Raw genomic sequence first — 17273 nt, forward strand, 5'->3', positions numbered from 1 at the left:
ATCAGGCGACGCTGAAAACGTGATCGCTGATGAGCCGCGCCGCGCCGATCAGCCCGCCGACCCCGGCGAGCTCGGACAGCACGATCGGCAGATTGCCGGTGGCCAGCGGCAGCGACCGGCGATAGACCACGCTGCGGATCTCGGCGAGCAGCGGGTGGCCGAATCCGGTGACGCCCCCGGCGATCACCACCAGTCCAGGATTGAAGAAGCTCACCAGTCCGGCCAGCACCGTGCCGAGGTGCGCGCCCGCGTCGCGAATCATGCCCACTGCCACCGGGTCTCCGGCGGCGGCCGCCTCGGCGACGTCCACCGCGGTCAAGGTGCCGGATGCGGCCAGCCGCTCGGCGAGAAAGGCCGAACGGCCGGATCGCGCGTGCACCAGCGCTTCCCGGGCCAGCGCCGCGCCGCCCGCGTAGGCCTCCAGACATCCGGTATTGCCGCAGGCACACACCGGGCCGTCGTCCGTGATGCGAATATGGCCGATATCTCCCGCGCTGCCGGACACGCCGCGGTAGATCTCACCGCCGACCACGATGCCGCAGCCGACGCCGGTGCCGATCTTCACCAGGAGAAAATCCTCGACGGAAGGCGCTGAGCCGGAATGCATTTCGCCCAGGGCGAGAATGTTCACGTCGTTGTCGACCAGCACCGGGCACCCCAGCTCCTGCGCGAGGGCCTCACGCACCGGGAACCGATGCCACCCGGGCATGATCGGCGGTGTCACCGACATCCCTTCGCGGAAACTCACCGGACCCGGCACGCCGACGCCCGCTCCGTGCAACCGAGCGCCCCCGACATGTTCGTCGCGCAGTTTGCCGAGCAGATCCAGCACCCGCTCCAGCACCGCCGCCGGACCCTGCCGGATATCGCAGGGCTCGGAAAGCTGTCCGAGCACCCGTAATTCGCCGTCGGTGACCGCGACATCGATGGAGGTGGCGCCGATGTCCACCGCGGCGAAGCGCAGCCCCGAGGCCAGCCGGGCGATCGCCGAACGCCGGCCTCCGCTGGATGCGGCGAGCCCGCCGGCCTCGACCAGTCCGAGTTCGGCCAGCCGATCGAGTTCTACCGCGAGCTTGGATCTGGACAACTCCATCGGATGTCCCAGTTCCGATCGGGACTGCGGCCCCCGATCCCGGAGCAGGCGCAAAAGCCGTACCTGGTGGGTGTTTTCGGGTCTCGCCGCGATCCGCATCCGGTCCTTCTTTCCAACGGATACCGCGATTGAACTCCTTTTGCCGCGCGCTGTCCCGACTTTCGAAAGATTCCGACGAAGTTTGTTCTGTAGCGAGACAAAGTGGAGGTCAAGTGTCAGCTCGAGGCTTCCGAGTACGAGTTCAGCTATTCCGCGCGGCGTCGCTCGGCGCGGTACGCGAGCGCGTCGACTATGCGCTGCCAGGCCGGGGACGATTCCGAGATACGAGCGAAGACCAGTTCCTGGTCGCCGGTCCGGGTGGCGGCACGGTTTTTCCGCTCCCAGGCATCCAGGTCGTCGATGAGCTGGTCGAGGCGCGGGTCGTGGGGACCCCAGTCGACCGCTTCGTCACAGGCGAGTAGTAGGCGGATCGTCTCGGGGTCGTCGAGACCGGCGTTCTTGGCGCGGACCCGCCGTGGCAGCGAGCCGGGGTCCAGCGCCCGCACCAGAATCCACGCGTCACGCTCGAGGCGGACCCGCTGCTCGCTGACGCCGAAGCCACGCATGCGGTCCAGGGTGGCGATCACCTCGGGCGGCAGCACGAGGCGCTCGCCGCTTTCCAAATCGGCGATACGGCGGCGGTGTTCGGTGAGCTGGTCGACCTTGCGCTGTAGTTCGGCGTCGATATCGGCTACGGCCGCGGCGAATTCGGCCGGACCGGCATGCAGCAGCGCGTCGATCCGGGCGAGCGGGACACCGGCGTCGGCGAGGGTCCGGATCCGGATCAGATCCACCGCCGCCTGGGCGCTGTAGCGGCGGTAGCCGGAGGCGTCGCGTTCGGGCTCCGGGAGCAAGCCGACCTGGTGGTAGTGCCGAACGGTGCGAACGGTCACGCCGGCGGCGGCCGCCAGCTGGCTGATCGTCAGCACCGTGCACCTCCTCGCAGCGAGTCTAAGGGCGACCGGCCTGGTCGATCACGTCGCGGATCGCTTGCACCACGGCATCGGGCCGGTCGAAGCAGAGCCGGTGGTGGTAGGTGTCGGAAACGAGGCGTTGTTCGCCGCGGACGACCCCGTGCACCACCGCCGCGTCCAGCCGCGCCTTCGGCTCCCGCAGGTCCGCCGCCACGGTGAGCGCGACCAACGGAACGTCGGGCAGGCCCGGCCCGGCTCGAAGTTCGGTGGCCAGATCGACCAACGCGCCACGCTCGGCGATGCCCGCCCGCAACCACGCGTCGCTGACCTTGGCCTCGAGCAGCGGCTGCCGCATCGGCTCGGGATACCCGGCGAGCAATTCGGCGTGCATCCGGCGCAGCTCCGGGCGCATGCGCCGGAGTTCCGCCAGGTCGGGTGCTTGGCGTTCGGCGGCGGCCAGGCTCGCCTCGGCCGGCATGAAGGCATCCCAGTCGTGGTGCACGGCGTCGAGCCAGACCAGGCCCGCCACGTCCTGCGGGTAGAGCTGTGCGAAACGATGCGCGAACAAGCCGCCGAGGGAGTGCGCGGCCAGCACGTACGGACCGGGAATGCCCAGTGCCCGCAGCAACTCTCGCAGTTGTCCGGCGACCGCGGCGGCGGTGCGCGGCACCGGGAGCGGGTCGCTGTAGCCGCTGCCGCCGCGGTCATACACCACCGCGGTGGTGAACTGCGAAACTTGTTGCTGCACACCGAAATAGTCCAGTCCGACCGCACTTGCTCCCGGCAGGAACACGACCGCGGGCCCGCCGCGGCCCGACCGATGCACGAACACGCGGCGGCCGTCGATCTCCTGGAATCCGCCGATCGGCGGAGCGATGGTGAGGTTGTTGGTCATCGGGCAAGAGTGCAACCCTGACGCAGCGTCAGGGTCAAACTCGAATCACGGTGCTCGGTTCAGAGTGCGAGACCGACATACTTGGTCTCGAGATATTCGTCGAGTCCCTCCGCGCCGCCCTCCCGGCCCAGCCCGGACTCCTTGACGCCGCCGAACGGTGCGGCGGGGTCGGAGATGACGCCCTCGTTCACCCCGACCATGCCGGTATGCAGGCCCTCGGCGAAAGCGAGTGTCCGGCCGAGGTTTTCGCCGTAGACGTAGCCGATGAGCCCGGCGGCGGTGGCGTTGGCCTCGGCCAGCGCTTCGGCGGTGGTGGCGAAGGTGCGGATGGGCGCGACGGGCCCGAAGATCTCCGCCTGCAGGATGCGGGCAGCCGCGGGAACGCCGGTCAGCACGGTCGGCTCGAAGAAGTAACCCGGGCCGGGCCGCCGATGACCGCCGGTGCGTACGCGGGCGCCGAGCCGCACGGCGTCGTCGACGAGTTCTTCGACGGAAGCTACGGCGTTCGCGTCGATGAGCGGACCGACCTGGGTGCCGCGTGTCATCCCGTCGCCGACGCGCAGGGCCGACAGCCGCGCGGTGAGCCGGTCGGCGAATTCGTCGGCCAAGGATTCGTGCACCAGGAACCGGTTCGCGGCGGTGCAGGCCTCACCGGAGTTGCGCATCTTGGCCTCGACCGCGCCCGCCACGGCCTTGTCCAGGTCGGCGTCGGCGAGCACCACGAAGGGAGCGTTGCCGCCCAGCTCCATCGAGGTACGCAGGACACGCTGCGCCGCCTGCGCGAGCAGTGTCCTACCGACCGCGGTGGAGCCGGTGAAGGTCAGTTTGCGCAGCGCCGGATCGGCGATCAACGGTCCGCACACGGCCGCGGCGTCCGAGGTCGTCACGCAATTCACCACGCCCGCGGGCACTCCCGCTTCGTCCAGCAGCGCCATCAGGGCGAGGCTGGTCAGCGGGGTCTGCGGCGCGGGTTTCAGCACGATGGTGCAGCCCGCGGCCAGCGCCGGGGCGATCTTGCGGGCACCCATGGCCAGCGGGAAGTTCCACGGAGTGATGGCCAGGACCGGACCGACCGGCTGCTTCATGGTGATGATGCGCCGAGCCGCCGACGGGGCGACCCGATAAGCGCCGCCGGACCGCACACTCTCCTCGGCGAACCAGCGGAAGAACTCGGCGCTGTAAGCGACCTCGCCCCGCGCTTCGGCGAACGGCTTGCCCATTTCCGCGGTGATCAACGCGGCGAACTGGCCCGCCCGCTCGTGCAGCAGTTGGAACAGGTTCATCAGCAGATCGGCGCGGGCGCGCGGACTCGTCCGTGCCCAGGCCTCCTGTGCGGCTACCGCGGCCGCGAGCGCCCGGCGGCCCACCTCGGCGTCGGCATCGGCGACCTGGGCGATCACCTCCCCCGTGGCCGGGTTCTCCACGGCGAAGGTCGCCGCGCCCCCGGCCCACTCGCCATCGATGTAATGACCGGCCGGCAGGTCCAGCAACGCCGTCATCGGGCTGTCTCCACTTCGTCGAAGGTGATGATCTGCCGGATCGCGCGCCCGTCGGCCAGCCGATCCATGGCCTCGTTGATCCGCGACAGCTCGATCCGATCCGAGATCAGCTGTTCGACGGGCAGCAGGCCGTCGCGCCACATGCGGACATAGCGCGGGATGTCGCGGGACGGCAGCGCTGAACCCAGATAGCTACCGACGACCGTGCGCGCCTCGGCGGTCAAGGTCAGCGGCGAGATCGACGCCAAGGCGTCCGGGCCGGGAAGGCCCACCGTGATGGTGGTGCCGCCGACGGCCGTCGCCGCGTACGCGGTCTCGAAGGCACGCGGATGGCCCGCGCACTCGATGACGTAGCGGGCTCGAATGCCCTTCTCCGACAGCTCATCCGGTGTGTAGACCAGGTCCGCGCCGAGCGTACGGGCCTGCTCGGCTTTCGCGCGCAGGGAGTCCACCGCGATGACCCGTCGCACGCCGAGCGCCTTGGCCACCAGCACGGCCGCCATGCCCACCCCGCCCAGACCGACGACCATGACATCGTCACCCGGCCCCGGCCGGGCCACATTGAGCACCGCGCCACCACCGGTCAGCACGGCGCAGCCGAACAGGGCGGCCACATCCGGTGGCACGTCGGAATCGACCGGCACCACCGAGGCGCGATCGACGATCGCGTGCGTGGCGAAGCCGGAAACACCGAGGTGGTGGTGGATTCGCTCGCCGTCGCGGGACAGATGCCCGCGATGGTGCAGTAGTTCGCCCGCGTTGTTCGTCCGGCTGCCCGCCGGGCACGGTAGCCGACCGCCCTCGGCGCAGGCCGGGCATTGCTCGCACCGCGGCAGGAACGACATGACCACACGCTGGCCGACAGCCAGATCCGTTGCGCCCGAGCCGGTCCGGACCACGATGCCCGCCGCCTCGTGGCCGAGCAGCATGGGCACCGGCCGAACCCGATTCCCGTCGACCACGCTGAGGTCGGAGTGGCACACGCCCGCTGCCTCGATCCGCACGAGCAGTTCGGTCGGGCCCGGCTCGCCCAGTTCTAGACGCGCGATGGTGATCGGTCTGGTCTCCGCGAACGGGCGGTCGCGCCCGATCTCCTCGAGCACGGCTCCGGTGATCTGCATGCGCCGAGGTTATGGCGAAAGATGGACTCCGAGGTATGGCTAGACTGCATATAACATTGGCAATGTGCAGGTCATACCGCACACAACAGGAGCGAGGAGCGGTATGGATTCCGCCGTCTCGGCGATCCTGGAGGGCATCCACGCCGGGATCCCGCAGTACGAATTGGAGGCGAAAGTCGCGGCCGCCGTCGCCGGAGGCGATCTCACCCCCGCCGCCGGAGCCGCCGCCCGCGACCTCTGGTTACGGGTGGCCGAACGCAGCCGCCGCGAGGAAGTGCTGCGCGCGCTGCACGACACCGCCACCGACCTCACCGGCATCCGTGATGTGGAAGCCGTCCTCCAGGCCATCGTCGGACGCACCCGCACCCTGTCCGGCAGCGATATGGCCTATCTCAGCCTCAACGATCACGCCAGCGACGAGACCTATATCCGCAAGTCCGACGGTGTGGTGACCGAGGCGTACCGGATGCTGCGCATGCCCATCGGCACCGGCGTGGTCGGGCGAGCGGCGGCCGGGGTGACGTCCTACCAGAGCGCCGATTATCTGGGCGATCCCGAAATCATCCATCTGCCCCAGGTGGACGCGATCGTGCGCGCCGAAGGGGTCCGCTCCATCCTCGGCGTCCCGATGTACTTGCACGGCAAGGCAATCGGCGCGCTGCTCGTCGCCGATCGCACACCCCGCGACTACCCCGCCGAAACCGTCGACCTGCTCGACACGATCGGAAAGCACGCGGCGGTGGCACTCGACAATGCCGAGCGGTTCTCCGCCATTCGCGGCGCGCTCGAACGACTCGGCCAGGAGCAGGCCTCGCGACAGCACGAGATGTCGGAATTGCAAAGCCTGATGGCATTGGATCGGCGACTGATCGAAACAGTGATCGGCGGTGGCGGTTACGAGGCATTCGCCGACCTGGCCCGGCACATCGTGGCGTCGCGGGTCGCCGTCCTGGACGCGGCCGACGGGGTGCTCGCGGCCCGGGGCGGCGAACACTGGGCCGCGCGCGTCAGCGAGCTGGCGACCGGCGCGCTCGCCGGTCCCCTGCGCATGGCGGCGGCGACCGGCGAGCCCCGCGAATGTCATTCCGGCGGTGACACTTTCCTGCTGGTGCCGGCCCGGACCGCCGGCGGTCATCTGGCGACGCTCGTGTTGGCGGATCGCCTGCCGGACCTGCCCGCGGGGCTGGTGGAACGACTGTCCATCTTTCTGACCATCCTGCGTCTGTTCGACCGGGCCGCACACGACGCGGCCCAGCAACTACAGATAGAGGTCCTGGACGATCTGCTCTCCGGGCGCGAAGTTTCGACGGATCGAAAACGCCAGCGGGCCAGTCGTTTCGGGCTGCGGCCGACCGACGATCTCACCGTCGTCGTCCTCGCCGCTCCGGGCGCGGACCAGCGGCGCATGGCCGCCCGGCTGCGCTCGGCCGTGCAGACGCCGCGCGCCCTGATCGCCCGCTACAACGACGACTTCTGCGTGGTCGCGACCGATGACGGTTCGGTGGCCGAGCGGATCAGGGCAGCCCTGGCCGACGAACCCAGCCCGCCCACCCTCGGATTCGCTGGCCCCGCAACCGGATTCGATCGGCTCAGCGCGTCCTACCGGCAGGCTCGCCGCGCCCTCGCGACCCTGCTGATGCTGGGCCGCACCGGAGCTTCGCTGGACGGTGCCCGTCTCGGCGCGGTCGGCCTACTGCTCGACGCCGCACACACCCTGGACCCCGCGTTCAGTCCGCTGACCGAAATCCAGCCCCTGCTGGACTACGACGCCCAGCACCGCACCGCGCTCACCGAAACCGCCTGGGCGCACCTAGAATTCGGCGCCAACATCGCCCGCACGGCCGAAGAGCTGTTCATCCACCGCAATACCGTGCGCCAGCGCCTCACGCGCATCGGTGGCCTGCTCGGCGAGGATTGGCTCGACGGGCCGCGACGGCTGGAAATTCATCTGGCCGTGCGCGTTTGGAAGTTGGCCGGTAGCGGACTCGACTGAGCGTTTGCCCTGGGGACGACGGGTAGCCCGAACTGAGCGCCCAAAATCGGGCATCCCAGCCACAAGCACCGGGAACGTCGGCAATGGCGCATAGCGGCTCGATGGCCTGTCGCCCACAGGTCGTGAGCGCGGATCTCGGTTGGGCAATGGATCGCCGCTCGGGTCACGCTGAGGGAGCAGCGGCCCTGACTGTCTCTGCCCGATACTCTCGGTCAGTGGTCGGCGAGGCCGCAGTTCTCACGAGCCAGCGCTGATCATCCGTTCCCAGATCGAGTTGACGCCGCAGCCCATTTGGCCAGTCAGGACTGCGACGGGCGACGGCCGCCGATTCAGCAACTGAATCGCAACCGAACCGCGAACCAGCAGAGACCTAGCCGTCCACCCCCGTGCGCATACCTCGGCGCGGAACGACCAAATCAATGTTGCCTCAACCAGCCCGATTACAGTTGCAACTGCCGTCGCGCGCCGACCAAGCCGTCGAGCAGCGATGAGTCCGAGCCGACAGCAAATCTCCAGCATGTAGACAGGCTTCGTTTCAGCCTGACGTCCTGTGGTAACGCTGTCAGTGGAAGCCGAGGCTTCCGCAGGGGACAGAGGAGGTGCTGCGGTGGCGACGACGGTGTTCCTGGTGGACGACCATGAGATCGTGCGTCTCGGTATCCGCGACCTCATCGACGACCAGGCCGACCTGCAGGTGGTGGGTGAGGCGGCGAGTTGTGCGGAGGCGCGGCGGCGCGTGCCGGCGTTGCGGCCTGATGTCGCGGTGCTCGATATCCGGCTGCCCGACGGCAGCGGTGTCGAGTTGTGCCGTGACCTGCTCGCGGTGACGCCGCGGTTGCGGTGCGTGATGTTGACGTCGTTCTTCGAGGAGCAGTCGATGATCGGCGCGGTGCTGGCCGGCGCTTGCGGCTACCTGATCAAGGACATCCGGGGCGATGAACTCGTCGACGCGATCCGGGCGGTCGGTCAGGGGCGTTCGCTGCTGGACGAGCGTGCTGTCGCCGCCCTGATGACGAAAGTGCGCACTCAGTCGGCGGCCGAGCACGGTCCGCTGGCGTCGTTGACCGATCGGGAGCGCACCGTGCTGGGGATGCTCGGTGAAGGTTTGACGAATCGGCAGATCGCTCGGCGAATGTACTTGTCGGAGAAGACCGTCAAGAACTATGTGTCCCAGTTGCTGTCGAAATTGGAGGTCGGCGGCCGCACCGAGGCTGCCGTACTCGCGACCAAACTCGGGCTGCCCGAGGGCCGCGACGACTACTGATCGATCACCTCGTGCACCGGCCGGCGCGGCGTCGGCGGCAGGGGTTCCGCATCCGACGACACCCAGCCGACCCGCAGCATGGCCTGCGGATAGGCGCAGTCGTACAGCACATGGGTCCGGATATCGGCTCGGAGCTCGGGCAGGCCGAGCGGCTCGGTCTGCAGGCAGGTCGACAGCCCGAGGTCGGTCGCGGTGAGCAACGCCGCGCTGATCGCCTCACCCGCGCGCAGCCGCGACTTCCGATCGTCGGCGGCCGTACAGACCACCAGCCATTCCGCGGCGTCGGGATCGCTGACCCGGTCGGCGAGCTCGGGCTCGGTGAACGCGCGCACCGGGATCTGGTCGCTCGGGTGCGGTCGGGGGCTGTTCTCTGCGGGCACTCCGTCGCTCGAGCCGTGTCGCCCACTCCACGCGGCGAGTTCGCGCTGGTACTCGATGTCGTCGGCGTGCCGCTGCACGGCTTCACGGGCCGGGCGGGCGAGACTCGCGCGCAGTGTGCCGGGGACATGCCGCACCACCGCACCCCATTGCGTGGCACGCGTGGCGATCGTACGGAGGTATCCCGGTGGCACCTGCCAGTCGCTGTAGCTCCGGCGGTCGGACTGGCGGCGCAGCAGGGCCGCGCCGAGATCGACATCGGTCTGCGTCGGCTGCCGCGGCGTGAATTCGATGGTGGCGAGATGATCGGGGTCGGAAGGATCCGGCAGGTGGGTGACCTCGGCCGACCAGCCGAGCGTCGCCAGCGCCACCCGGAAGTGATGCAGCGCCGCGCCACAACTCAGCACCAAGCCACGCCGCTGCGGGTCGGTAGCGCTGAGGTGCCGGTCGGGATCGGCGTAGAGCTCCACCGAGTGGCCGGTGAGCCGCCAGCGCCAGGGCTGGGTGTTGTGCACCGATGGTGCGCGGACCGCCATCGCGATGGCGTTGTGCAGGGTCTCGGAGTCCGGCTGCGCGGAGGTCATATGGTCGACTGCCGTCCTTTCCGGTGCACGTGCGCACTCGGATCGCGCGACGGACCGTGCCACCGAAGCCCAGTCTGCGCGCATACCGGCGGGCCGGCACCGATCCGAAGGTCCCGAATCTTCAGGCCGAATGTCCGGCCGGAGGAGATCCGCGGCTCAGAACCGCTCCCGCATTCGATCGAGACCATCGAGAATCAGGTCGAGACCGAACTCGAACTCGGTTTGGTCGTCACACCAGCCGAGTTTCGGTTCGCCGTCGTCGTGCGGCTCGTCGGCGATCATGCCCGCGATATTGGGGAACTGGTCGGCCATGGCCGCGAGCTGGGCGGTGGCTTCCGCGTCGGTTTGTTCCCCGGCGGAACCGAACAGCTCCTGGGTGAACCCCAGCGCCCGGCTGCCCAGGGCGTGCAAGGCATGGTGGGCCAGATCGTAGGAGAAACCGCCGGTGCGCAGCAACCCGATCACCGCGTCGAAGTAGGTGATGAGCGAGAGCGTCATCGGTGAGCGCGTTCCGATCAGCACTGGTGCCCACGGATGCTGGAGCAGGACCTCGCGGGCGAGCAGGATGCGCTGGCGCAGCACCGGTTTCCAGTCGGCGGGCGACTCGGCGGTGAGCGGTTCCACCACACCGTTGATCGCGCCGATCACCACCTCGGCCATCCCGTCGAGGAGTTCGGCTTTGTTCGCCACGTGGTGGTAGAGCGACATCGCCTCGACCCCGAGATCGGTGGCGACGCTGCGCATGGTGACCGCTTCCATCCCGTCGCGGTCGGCGCGGGCGACGGCGGTGTGCAGGATTTGTTCGCGGCTCAGGCGAGGTCGTTGATCGGTAACCATCGCGGGCCAACTTTACCGTACGAGGTAAGGATGCCCGCTCTTGACAGCCTTACGTTGTAATGCTTCCCTTACGAGATAAGACTTACAACGTAAGAGGGATGGTGTGATCATGTGGTTCTGGATTGCGATCGCGGTCGGAGCGCCCGTGGCACTGGTGCTGACCGGCCTCCTGTTCCTGGTGGTGGCGATGCGCACCGGCTACCGCCCGGCGCTCACGGCCGTCCGCCGCTTCAATCGACGCTTCACCAACCGGCACAACATGAAGACCGCCGGTCAGCCCGGCGCGACGTCGTCGGTCATCCGGCACCGGGGCAGATCGAGCGGGAAAGCCTATGCGACCCCGATCGGCGTGACCGAAGCCGGAGACGAGTTCGTCATCCTGCTGCCCTACGGAACCAACCCGGACTGGCTGAAGAATGTGCTGGCCGCCGGGTCGGCCGAGGTTGTCCACGAAGGCGTGCCCTACCGCGCCACCGATCCGGAAGTGGTTTCGGCCGCCTCGGTCGCCCGGCACCTCTCCCGACCGGAACGCCTGGCTCGCCTGCTGTTCGGCGTCGACGCCGCCCTGCGCCTGCACGTGACAGCCGCGGCGTAAAGGCATGCGTACGTAGGTGATTACCACAGGTCCGCACGAAACGGTCCGACGTCGACTACCTACCCGACACCGAGAAGGCGGCTCTACTCTCCACTGTGCGACAGCCGCCATGCGGTCAGCGCGAGCCGGGCGCGCAACAGTCCCGTGGGCTCGCCGAGTTCGAAACCCATTGCCTTACCCAAGTATTCGAGGCGACGAGCGACGCTGCTGTGGTGCCGGTGCAGGAGGTCGGCCGCGCGGCGCAGCGAGCCGGTGCGGCAGTAGACCTCCAGGGTGTCGAGATCGTCTGGGCTGCCCGCGATTCCGGCGATCGCGCCGACATCCGCGTTGTCCCGCAGCGTGGAAGCGGGGAGGTGTGCGAGGAGCGCGAGCACACCGAGGCTGTCGTAGTGCACGATCGGCTGGCGGGTCGTGCTGAACCGGAGCGCGGTACGCGCTTCGTACCAGGATGTTTCCGGGCTCGCTGAGCTGCCGATGCCCGCGTGGACGTCGTCCGGGAATCGCCTGTCGTCCAGCGCCGCGGCCAGGATGACACCCACATCGCCGACCGTCGCGGCTTTCACCGGGCGGGCCGGACAGATCAGGCCGCCGATCCGGTCGAGCGGAGTCCGCGCGCGCACCGCGATGACGCGGACCGGCAGTTCGGCCGGAAAACCCAAGAGCCGCAACGCTCTCCCCCTGGCCGCGGCATCGGCGCCGGCGCTGATGACCAGTTCGACCAGAGCCGGGTCGGCCATGGTGGTACGCGCCGGGCCGTAGCGCTCGACCACGGCCGCGGTGGTGATGGCGAGCCGGTCCAGCAGCAGTTCGTCCAGCGCACGCGACGATTCGCCGCGCTCGAGCCACACACTGCCGATCTCTTCGTCGTCGAGCGTGATCGGCAGTGTCATGGACGCGACCGGCGGCGGACCATCGACCTCCCGGCCGTCCGGAGCGAACCGGATCACCCGGCCGGTGCCCGCCAGCCGGATGCCGGTCACGCATTCGGCCAGGTTGGCCGACGCACGGGCGAGCGCGGGCAGATCCACCCGGCGGCGCAGCAGAGTGTCGTAGAACGAGACCACACGCAGCGCGCCTTCGGCTTCGGTATCCAGTTGCGACAGCCGCACGATCAACGCATCCACGCTTCGACGGTACGCGGCAATCGTCGCGCGGCACGGTGCGAATGCGCGACGTTCGGCGGGCGCTTCGCGGCTCGCGGACGGCGACGATGATAGGCATGGATCCCGAACTAGAGCCGTTCACCGCCTTGTTCCCGCCCGCCGACCTGTCCGACCCGCCGACCGCGCGCAAGGTGCTCGCCGAATTGACCGCGTCGATCCCGGTCGACACCACCGGGCTGGACATCGAAGACCGTTCGGTCCCGGCCCAGCCCGAGGTGCCGGTCCGGATCTACCGGCCGCAGGACTCGGCTGGCGCCATCGTGTGGCTGCACGGCGGCGGGTTCGCGATGGGCAACCTGGAGACCGAGCATCCCTGGGCCGGCGCGCTCGCCCGCAATGCCGGCGTGACGGTCATCTCCGTGGCCTACCGGCTGTCCCCGGAGCACCCGTTTCCCGCCGCGCACGACGATGTCTACGCGACGGTGCTCTGGGTGGCCGAGCACGCGGACGAACTAGGTCTGGATCCGGGACGCATCGCGATCGGCGGGCACAGTTCCGGCGCGGGGATAGCTGCGGCGGTGGCGTTGCGGGTGCGCGATGAGCAGAGCGCGCCGATCCGGTTCCAGCTGCTGCATCAACCGCTGCTCGACGACCGTCAAACAACCTGGTCGGCAACGAATTTCATCGATACACCGTTCATCACTCGCGACAAGATCACGCAGATGTGGGCGCACTATCTGGCCGCCACGCCCGCTACCCCGTATGCCGCCGTGGCGCGCGCCACCGACCTGTCCGACCTGCCGCCCGCCTATATCGCCACCGCGGAGTTCTGCCCGAATCGGGACGAGGGCATCGACTACGCACTGCGCTTGCTGCGGGCGGGCGTGCCGGTCGAATTGCATCAGTGGCCCGGCACCTTCCACGGATCGCACGTCATCCTCTCCGCCGAGATCTCCCAGCGGCAGAACGCCGAACTGGCCGCGGTGCTCCGCCGCGCGCTGGCCTGAATCACCACGAGACCGAAAGGCACATCATGCGAGGCACAATTCCCCGGAAGATGCGACTGCTGGCCGCACTCGCGCCGAAGGTGGACTGGGATTCGATGACATCAGAGCAGGTCATCGAGCTCCGCGCGGCGCAGGACCGCAAGCTCGGCACCGCGCTGGGCACGTTCATCCTCGGCACGGTCGACCGCGGCACCCGGATCAGCACCGAGGCACTGGAGCTGCCGGGGCGGCGTTTGCACGTCCGGCTGTATCGGCCCGCGGCGGGCGGCTCCGCGCTACCGCTGATCATCGCGTTTCACGGCGGCGGATTCATCAGCGGCACACCGGCACAGGACGATTGGCTGCTCAGCCATCTGGCGGCGCGGCTGCCTGCCGTGGTCGCCTCGGTCGACTATCGGCTGGCACCCGAGCACCCCGCGCCCGCCCAGGTCGCCGATGCCTACGACGCGACGACGAGCCTGGTCGAACAGGCCGCGCGGTGGGGCGGCGACCCGGACCAGGTCGTCGTGCTCGGGTCCAGCGCGGGCGCCACGCTCGCCGCGCTGACGGCGATCAGTGCGCAGGATCTGGGCATACCGGTGCGCGCGCAGGTTTTGATCAATCCACAGGTCGACTGGACCGAGCAGGTGTTCCGGTATCCCTCGTTCACCGAGAACGCGGACGCGCCGACCGCTACTCCCGGCAATTGCCGTGCGGTACAGCGATTCGCCCTGCCCGCGGGTTTCGACGCACGGTCGATGTCACCGCTGTATCGCGAGAACCTCTCCGGACTAGCCCCGGCCTGCATCGTCGCCGCGGGGCTGGACACCCTGGAGGACCAGTCGCCCGCCTACGCGGATCGGCTGCGCGCTGCCGGAGTCGAGGTCACGCTGACGCGCTACCCGGAAGCCACGCACGCCTTCCTCAGCATGCCGAGGCTGGTCCCCGCGGCGCGGACCGCCCGCGCCGACATCCTCGGCTACCTGCGTAACCACGTGCTGGAGCGGGCGCGCCCGACACCGGGATAAGCACCGGGTTTCGCTGCGCCGAGGCACCCCCGGGTGTACAAACATGGGGGTGACGATGTGGAAGATCTGCCGGACCTGCGCAGTCGAACACGAAGCCGCGGCACAGCTCTGCCGTATCTGTGCTGACGAACGGCAGTGGATGCCCGCCGACGGCCAGCACTGGGTCACCCTCGAAGCGCTTGCGGCGCAAGGCCATACGGTCGCCCTGCGGGAGCTGGAACCGGACCTGTTCGGCTTGACGGTAGAACCACAGTTCGGCATCGGGCAGGAATCGCATCTCGTGCGCACCCCCGCGGGCAACGTGCTGTGGGATGTCACCGGATATGTCGATCCCGACGCCGCCCGGCTGGTCCTCGAGCTCGGCGAGGTCGTCGCCATCGTGCCGAGTCATCCGCACCACTACGGCGTGCAGGTCGAATGGAGTCGCGCCCTCGGCGGGGTTCCGGTGCTGGTCGCCGAGCCGGATCTGGAGTGGGTCGCCCGCCCGGACAAGGCGATCCGGCCCTGGTCCGGGCAGGTCGACCTGCTCCCGGGGGTTACCCTGCGCCAGCTCGGCGGACACTTCCCGGGCAGCGCGGTCCTGCACTGGGCCGCGGGCGCGGCGGGCCGGGGCGTGCTGTTCAGCGCCGACACCGTCCAGGCCAATCCGGACCGCGAGTCGGTCGCCTTCATGCGCAGCTACCCCAACCGCATCCCGCTCTCCCCCGGCGTCGTCGAACGCGTCACCAAGGCGGTCGAGGAATTCGAATTCGACCGCCTCTACGACAATTTCGGCAAAACGATCGACGGCGACGCCCGCGCCACCGTGCGCCGCTCAGCCGAACGCTACATCGCCTGGGTACGCGGCGATTTCGACCATCTGACCTGACTACGCGCGCGCCAGGTACGCCTCGGCCAGCCGGAACTCTTCGTGCACCTCGGCCGTGCCGCGCTGGCGCAGCGGTGGCTCCACCAGCCAGCGCAGCGGCGGTCCGAAGTCGGAGCTCGAGGTCCGCACCAGGCGAGTCGCCTCCGAATTTAGTGCGCCGCCTCGAATCCCGCGCGCAGGTCCGCGAGAATGTCGTCGATGCCCTCGAGGCCGACCGCGAGGCGCACCAGGCCCGGCGTGACCCCGGAGGTGAGCTGCTGGTCCGGGGTCAGCTGGGAGTGGGTGGTGGAGGCCGGGTGGATGACCAGGGAGCGGACATCACCGATGTTGGCGACGTGACTGTGCAGGGTGAGAGCGTCCACGAACTTCTTGCCCGCGTCAATGCCGCCCGCCAGTTCGAAGGCGATGACCGCGCCGGTGCCCCTGGGCGCCAACTGCTTTCCGCGCTCGTACCACGGCGAGGTGGGCAGACCCGCGTAGGAGACCGACGTGACCTCCGGGCGGTCGCGCAGGAATTCCGCGACCGCCTGCGCGTTGCTCACATGACGCTCCACCCGCAAGCTCAGCGTCTCCAGGCCCTGGCTGATGAGGAAGGCGTTGAACGGCGCGACGGCCGCGCCCAGATCCCGCAGCAGTTGTACGCGCGCTTTCAACGCGTAGGCCGGCGGGCCCAACTCGGCGTACACGACGCCGTGATAGCTCGGGTCCGGCTCGACGAACCCCGGGAAACGCGGCGAATCGCCTTCGCGCACAGTCCAATCGAAGGTGCCGCCGTCGACGATGACGCCCGCGATCGCCGTGCCGTGCCCGCCGAGGTACTTCGTCGCCGAATGCACGACGATGTCGGCCCCGTGCGCGAGGGGCTGGATCAAATACGGTGTGGCGACGGTGTTGTCGACGATGAGCGGCAGCCCGGCGGCGTGCGCGACCTCCGCGACACCCGGAATGTCGAAGATATGGTTCTGCGGATTCGACACCGTCTCGCCGTAGAACGCCTTGGTGTTCGGCCGGACCGCCGCACGCCACTGCGCCAGATCGTCTGGGTCCTCGACGAAGGACACCTCGATGCCCAGCTTGGGCAGCGTGTAGTGGAAGAGGTTGTAGGTACCGCCGTAGAGGCGCGGGCTGGACACGATGTGATCGCCCGACCCGGCGATGTTCAGGATCGCGAGGGTCTCCGCCGCCTGGCCCGAGGCCAGCAGCAACGCCGCGACGCCGCCCTCCAGCGCGGCGATCCGCTGCTCGACCACGTCCTGTGTCGGGTTCCCGATCCTGGTGTAGATATTGCCCGGCTCGGCCAGACCGAACAGCGCCGCCGCGTGCGCGGTGTCGCGGAAGGTGTAGGAGGTGGTCTGATAGATGGGCAGCGCACGCGCCTGCGTGCCGGTATCGGGGACCTGACCGACGTGGATCTGCTTGGTCTCGAAGCTCCAGTCGGCCGTGGGATCGTTCGCGGGGGTCGGTTCGGTCATTCCCCGACGTTAGAGAGGAAACCGCCGCTCCGGGAGAGTTTCGCTCGTACTGAATCCAACGGCGTCTACTTCTTCCGGGCGCGATAGGCCGCGACGGCGTTGCGGTTGCCGCAGGCGGTGCTGCAATAGCGGCGGGACCGATTCCGGGACAGGTCCAGCACGATGCCGGCACAGGCGGCGTCGGCACAGACCGACAGCCGGCTCATCTCATCGGATCGGATCAGATCGATCAGGGCCATGGCGGTCTCCACGGCGATGCGCACGGGGAGCGGTGCGTCAGGGGGCACGGCGTGGATGTGATAGTCGACCTCGCCGTGCCGGACCAGCTGGGGTAGCGCGCGATGCTCGGCCAGCGTCTCGTTCACCAGGTGCACCGCCGCGTCCCGGTCACTGGTGAGCAGACGGCGCAGCGACGGTCGCAAAGCACGGACCTCGGCGAGTTCGGCGGCGGTGCGCGCGTGCGTGCCGGTGTACCCGTGCCGAACGAAAAACCGGTCCAGGTGGGCGATCTCGGTCAGCGTATCCGGTTCCTCGGCCGTGTTCACCAGCTCCACCGCAGCGATCAGCGACGCTTCGGTGTCATGAGCAAAAGTCATGTTGACAT

The 17273-nt window shown here is 68.9% G+C and carries 17 protein-coding genes; 6 read left to right on the plus strand and 11 right to left on the minus strand.

Features of this window, described 5'->3' with window-relative positions; all coding sequences use genetic code 11:
• Position 1: 1 nt before the first annotated feature.
• From BJ987_RS35390 to BJ987_RS35410, 5 genes are all read right to left on the minus strand, one after another.
• Positions 2–1093, minus strand: a complete 1092-nt coding sequence (locus BJ987_RS35390; RefSeq protein WP_245366276.1) for an ROK family protein — start codon at positions 1091–1093, stop codon at positions 2–4.
• Positions 1094–1338: 245 nt separating this feature from the next.
• A complete protein-coding gene (locus tag BJ987_RS35395; protein ID WP_209897375.1) occupies positions 1339–2061 on the minus strand; it encodes a MerR family transcriptional regulator in 723 nt (240 codons plus the stop codon).
• Positions 2062–2083: 22 nt separating this feature from the next.
• On the minus strand, positions 2084–2941 hold the full coding sequence (locus BJ987_RS35400; protein ID WP_209897376.1) for an alpha/beta fold hydrolase: 858 nt from the start codon (positions 2939–2941) through the stop codon (positions 2084–2086).
• A 59-nt stretch (positions 2942–3000) separates the two neighbouring features.
• Positions 3001–4440 (minus strand): NAD-dependent succinate-semialdehyde dehydrogenase, encoded by a 1440-nt coding sequence (locus tag BJ987_RS35405; protein WP_209897377.1) that lies wholly within the window; start codon positions 4438–4440, stop codon positions 3001–3003.
• Positions 4437–5561 carry a zinc-binding dehydrogenase gene (locus tag BJ987_RS35410; protein ID WP_209897378.1) on the minus strand — a complete coding sequence of 375 codons (1125 nt, stop codon included), beginning with the start codon at positions 5559–5561 and terminating at the stop codon, positions 4437–4439. Before BJ987_RS35410 ends, BJ987_RS35405 begins: the two co-directional genes overlap by 4 nt.
• Before the next feature lie 103 nt (positions 5562–5664).
• Between BJ987_RS35410 and BJ987_RS35415 the strand changes: the two genes are divergently transcribed.
• Positions 5665–7554 carry a helix-turn-helix domain-containing protein gene (locus BJ987_RS35415; protein WP_209897379.1) on the plus strand — a complete coding sequence of 630 codons (1890 nt, stop codon included), beginning with the start codon at positions 5665–5667 and terminating at the stop codon, positions 7552–7554.
• Positions 7555–8161: 607 nt separating this feature from the next.
• Positions 8162–8818 (plus strand): response regulator, encoded by a 657-nt coding sequence (locus tag BJ987_RS35420; RefSeq protein WP_209897380.1) that lies wholly within the window; start codon positions 8162–8164, stop codon positions 8816–8818.
• On the opposite strand, the gene BJ987_RS35425 is transcribed toward BJ987_RS35420, so the two are convergent.
• Positions 8812–9780: an Acg family FMN-binding oxidoreductase gene (locus tag BJ987_RS35425; RefSeq protein ID WP_209897381.1), complete on the minus strand. Its 969-nt coding sequence runs from the start codon at positions 9778–9780 to the stop codon at positions 8812–8814. The two genes, BJ987_RS35420 and BJ987_RS35425, sit on opposite strands and share 7 nt — an antisense overlap.
• Positions 9781–9936: 156 nt before the next feature.
• Positions 9937–10617, minus strand: coding sequence for a TetR/AcrR family transcriptional regulator C-terminal domain-containing protein (locus BJ987_RS35430; RefSeq protein WP_209897382.1), 681 nt, complete (start codon positions 10615–10617; stop codon positions 9937–9939).
• A 109-nt stretch (positions 10618–10726) separates the two neighbouring features.
• Between BJ987_RS35430 and BJ987_RS35435 the strand changes: the two genes are divergently transcribed.
• The gene (locus BJ987_RS35435) at positions 10727–11212 is read left to right on the plus strand and encodes a nitroreductase family deazaflavin-dependent oxidoreductase (protein WP_209897383.1); all 486 of its coding nucleotides are present in this window, start codon (positions 10727–10729) and stop codon (positions 11210–11212) included.
• Positions 11213–11295: 83 nt separating this feature from the next.
• Here BJ987_RS35435 and BJ987_RS35440 read toward each other — a convergent pair whose 3' ends face one another.
• Positions 11296–12336 (minus strand): helix-turn-helix domain-containing protein, encoded by a 1041-nt coding sequence (locus tag BJ987_RS35440; protein WP_307869854.1) that lies wholly within the window; start codon positions 12334–12336, stop codon positions 11296–11298.
• A 95-nt stretch (positions 12337–12431) separates the two neighbouring features.
• On the opposite strand from BJ987_RS35440, the gene BJ987_RS35445 reads away from it, so the two are divergent.
• Genes BJ987_RS35445 through BJ987_RS35455 form a run of 3 tightly spaced genes read left to right on the plus strand, consistent with a single transcriptional unit; the run spans position 12432 to position 15197 of the window.
• Positions 12432–13322: an alpha/beta hydrolase gene (locus BJ987_RS35445; protein WP_245366277.1), complete on the plus strand. Its 891-nt coding sequence runs from the start codon at positions 12432–12434 to the stop codon at positions 13320–13322.
• Between the two features lie 26 nt (positions 13323–13348).
• Positions 13349–14329 (plus strand): alpha/beta hydrolase, encoded by a 981-nt coding sequence (locus BJ987_RS35450; protein ID WP_209897385.1) that lies wholly within the window; start codon positions 13349–13351, stop codon positions 14327–14329.
• 55 nt (positions 14330–14384) lie between these two features.
• Positions 14385–15197, plus strand: a complete 813-nt coding sequence (locus BJ987_RS35455; RefSeq protein WP_209899648.1) for an MBL fold metallo-hydrolase — start codon at positions 14385–14387, stop codon at positions 15195–15197.
• Here the strand turns inward: BJ987_RS35455 and BJ987_RS37930 are convergent, their stop codons facing one another.
• From BJ987_RS37930 to BJ987_RS35465, 3 genes are all read right to left on the minus strand, one after another.
• The gene (locus BJ987_RS37930; protein WP_281070407.1) at positions 15198–15326 is read right to left on the minus strand and encodes a hypothetical protein; all 129 of its coding nucleotides are present in this window, start codon (positions 15324–15326) and stop codon (positions 15198–15200) included.
• A 20-nt stretch (positions 15327–15346) separates the two neighbouring features.
• On the minus strand, positions 15347–16669 hold the full coding sequence (locus BJ987_RS35460; protein WP_209897386.1) for a bifunctional o-acetylhomoserine/o-acetylserine sulfhydrylase: 1323 nt from the start codon (positions 16667–16669) through the stop codon (positions 15347–15349).
• A 65-nt stretch (positions 16670–16734) separates the two neighbouring features.
• Positions 16735–17265: a CGNR zinc finger domain-containing protein gene (locus tag BJ987_RS35465; protein ID WP_209897387.1), complete on the minus strand. Its 531-nt coding sequence runs from the start codon at positions 17263–17265 to the stop codon at positions 16735–16737.
• Positions 17266–17273: the final 8 nt, after the last annotated feature.

It is taken from the genome of Nocardia goodfellowii (assembly GCF_017875645.1).
Taxonomy (GTDB): Bacteria; Actinomycetota; Actinomycetes; order Mycobacteriales; family Mycobacteriaceae; genus Nocardia; species Nocardia goodfellowii.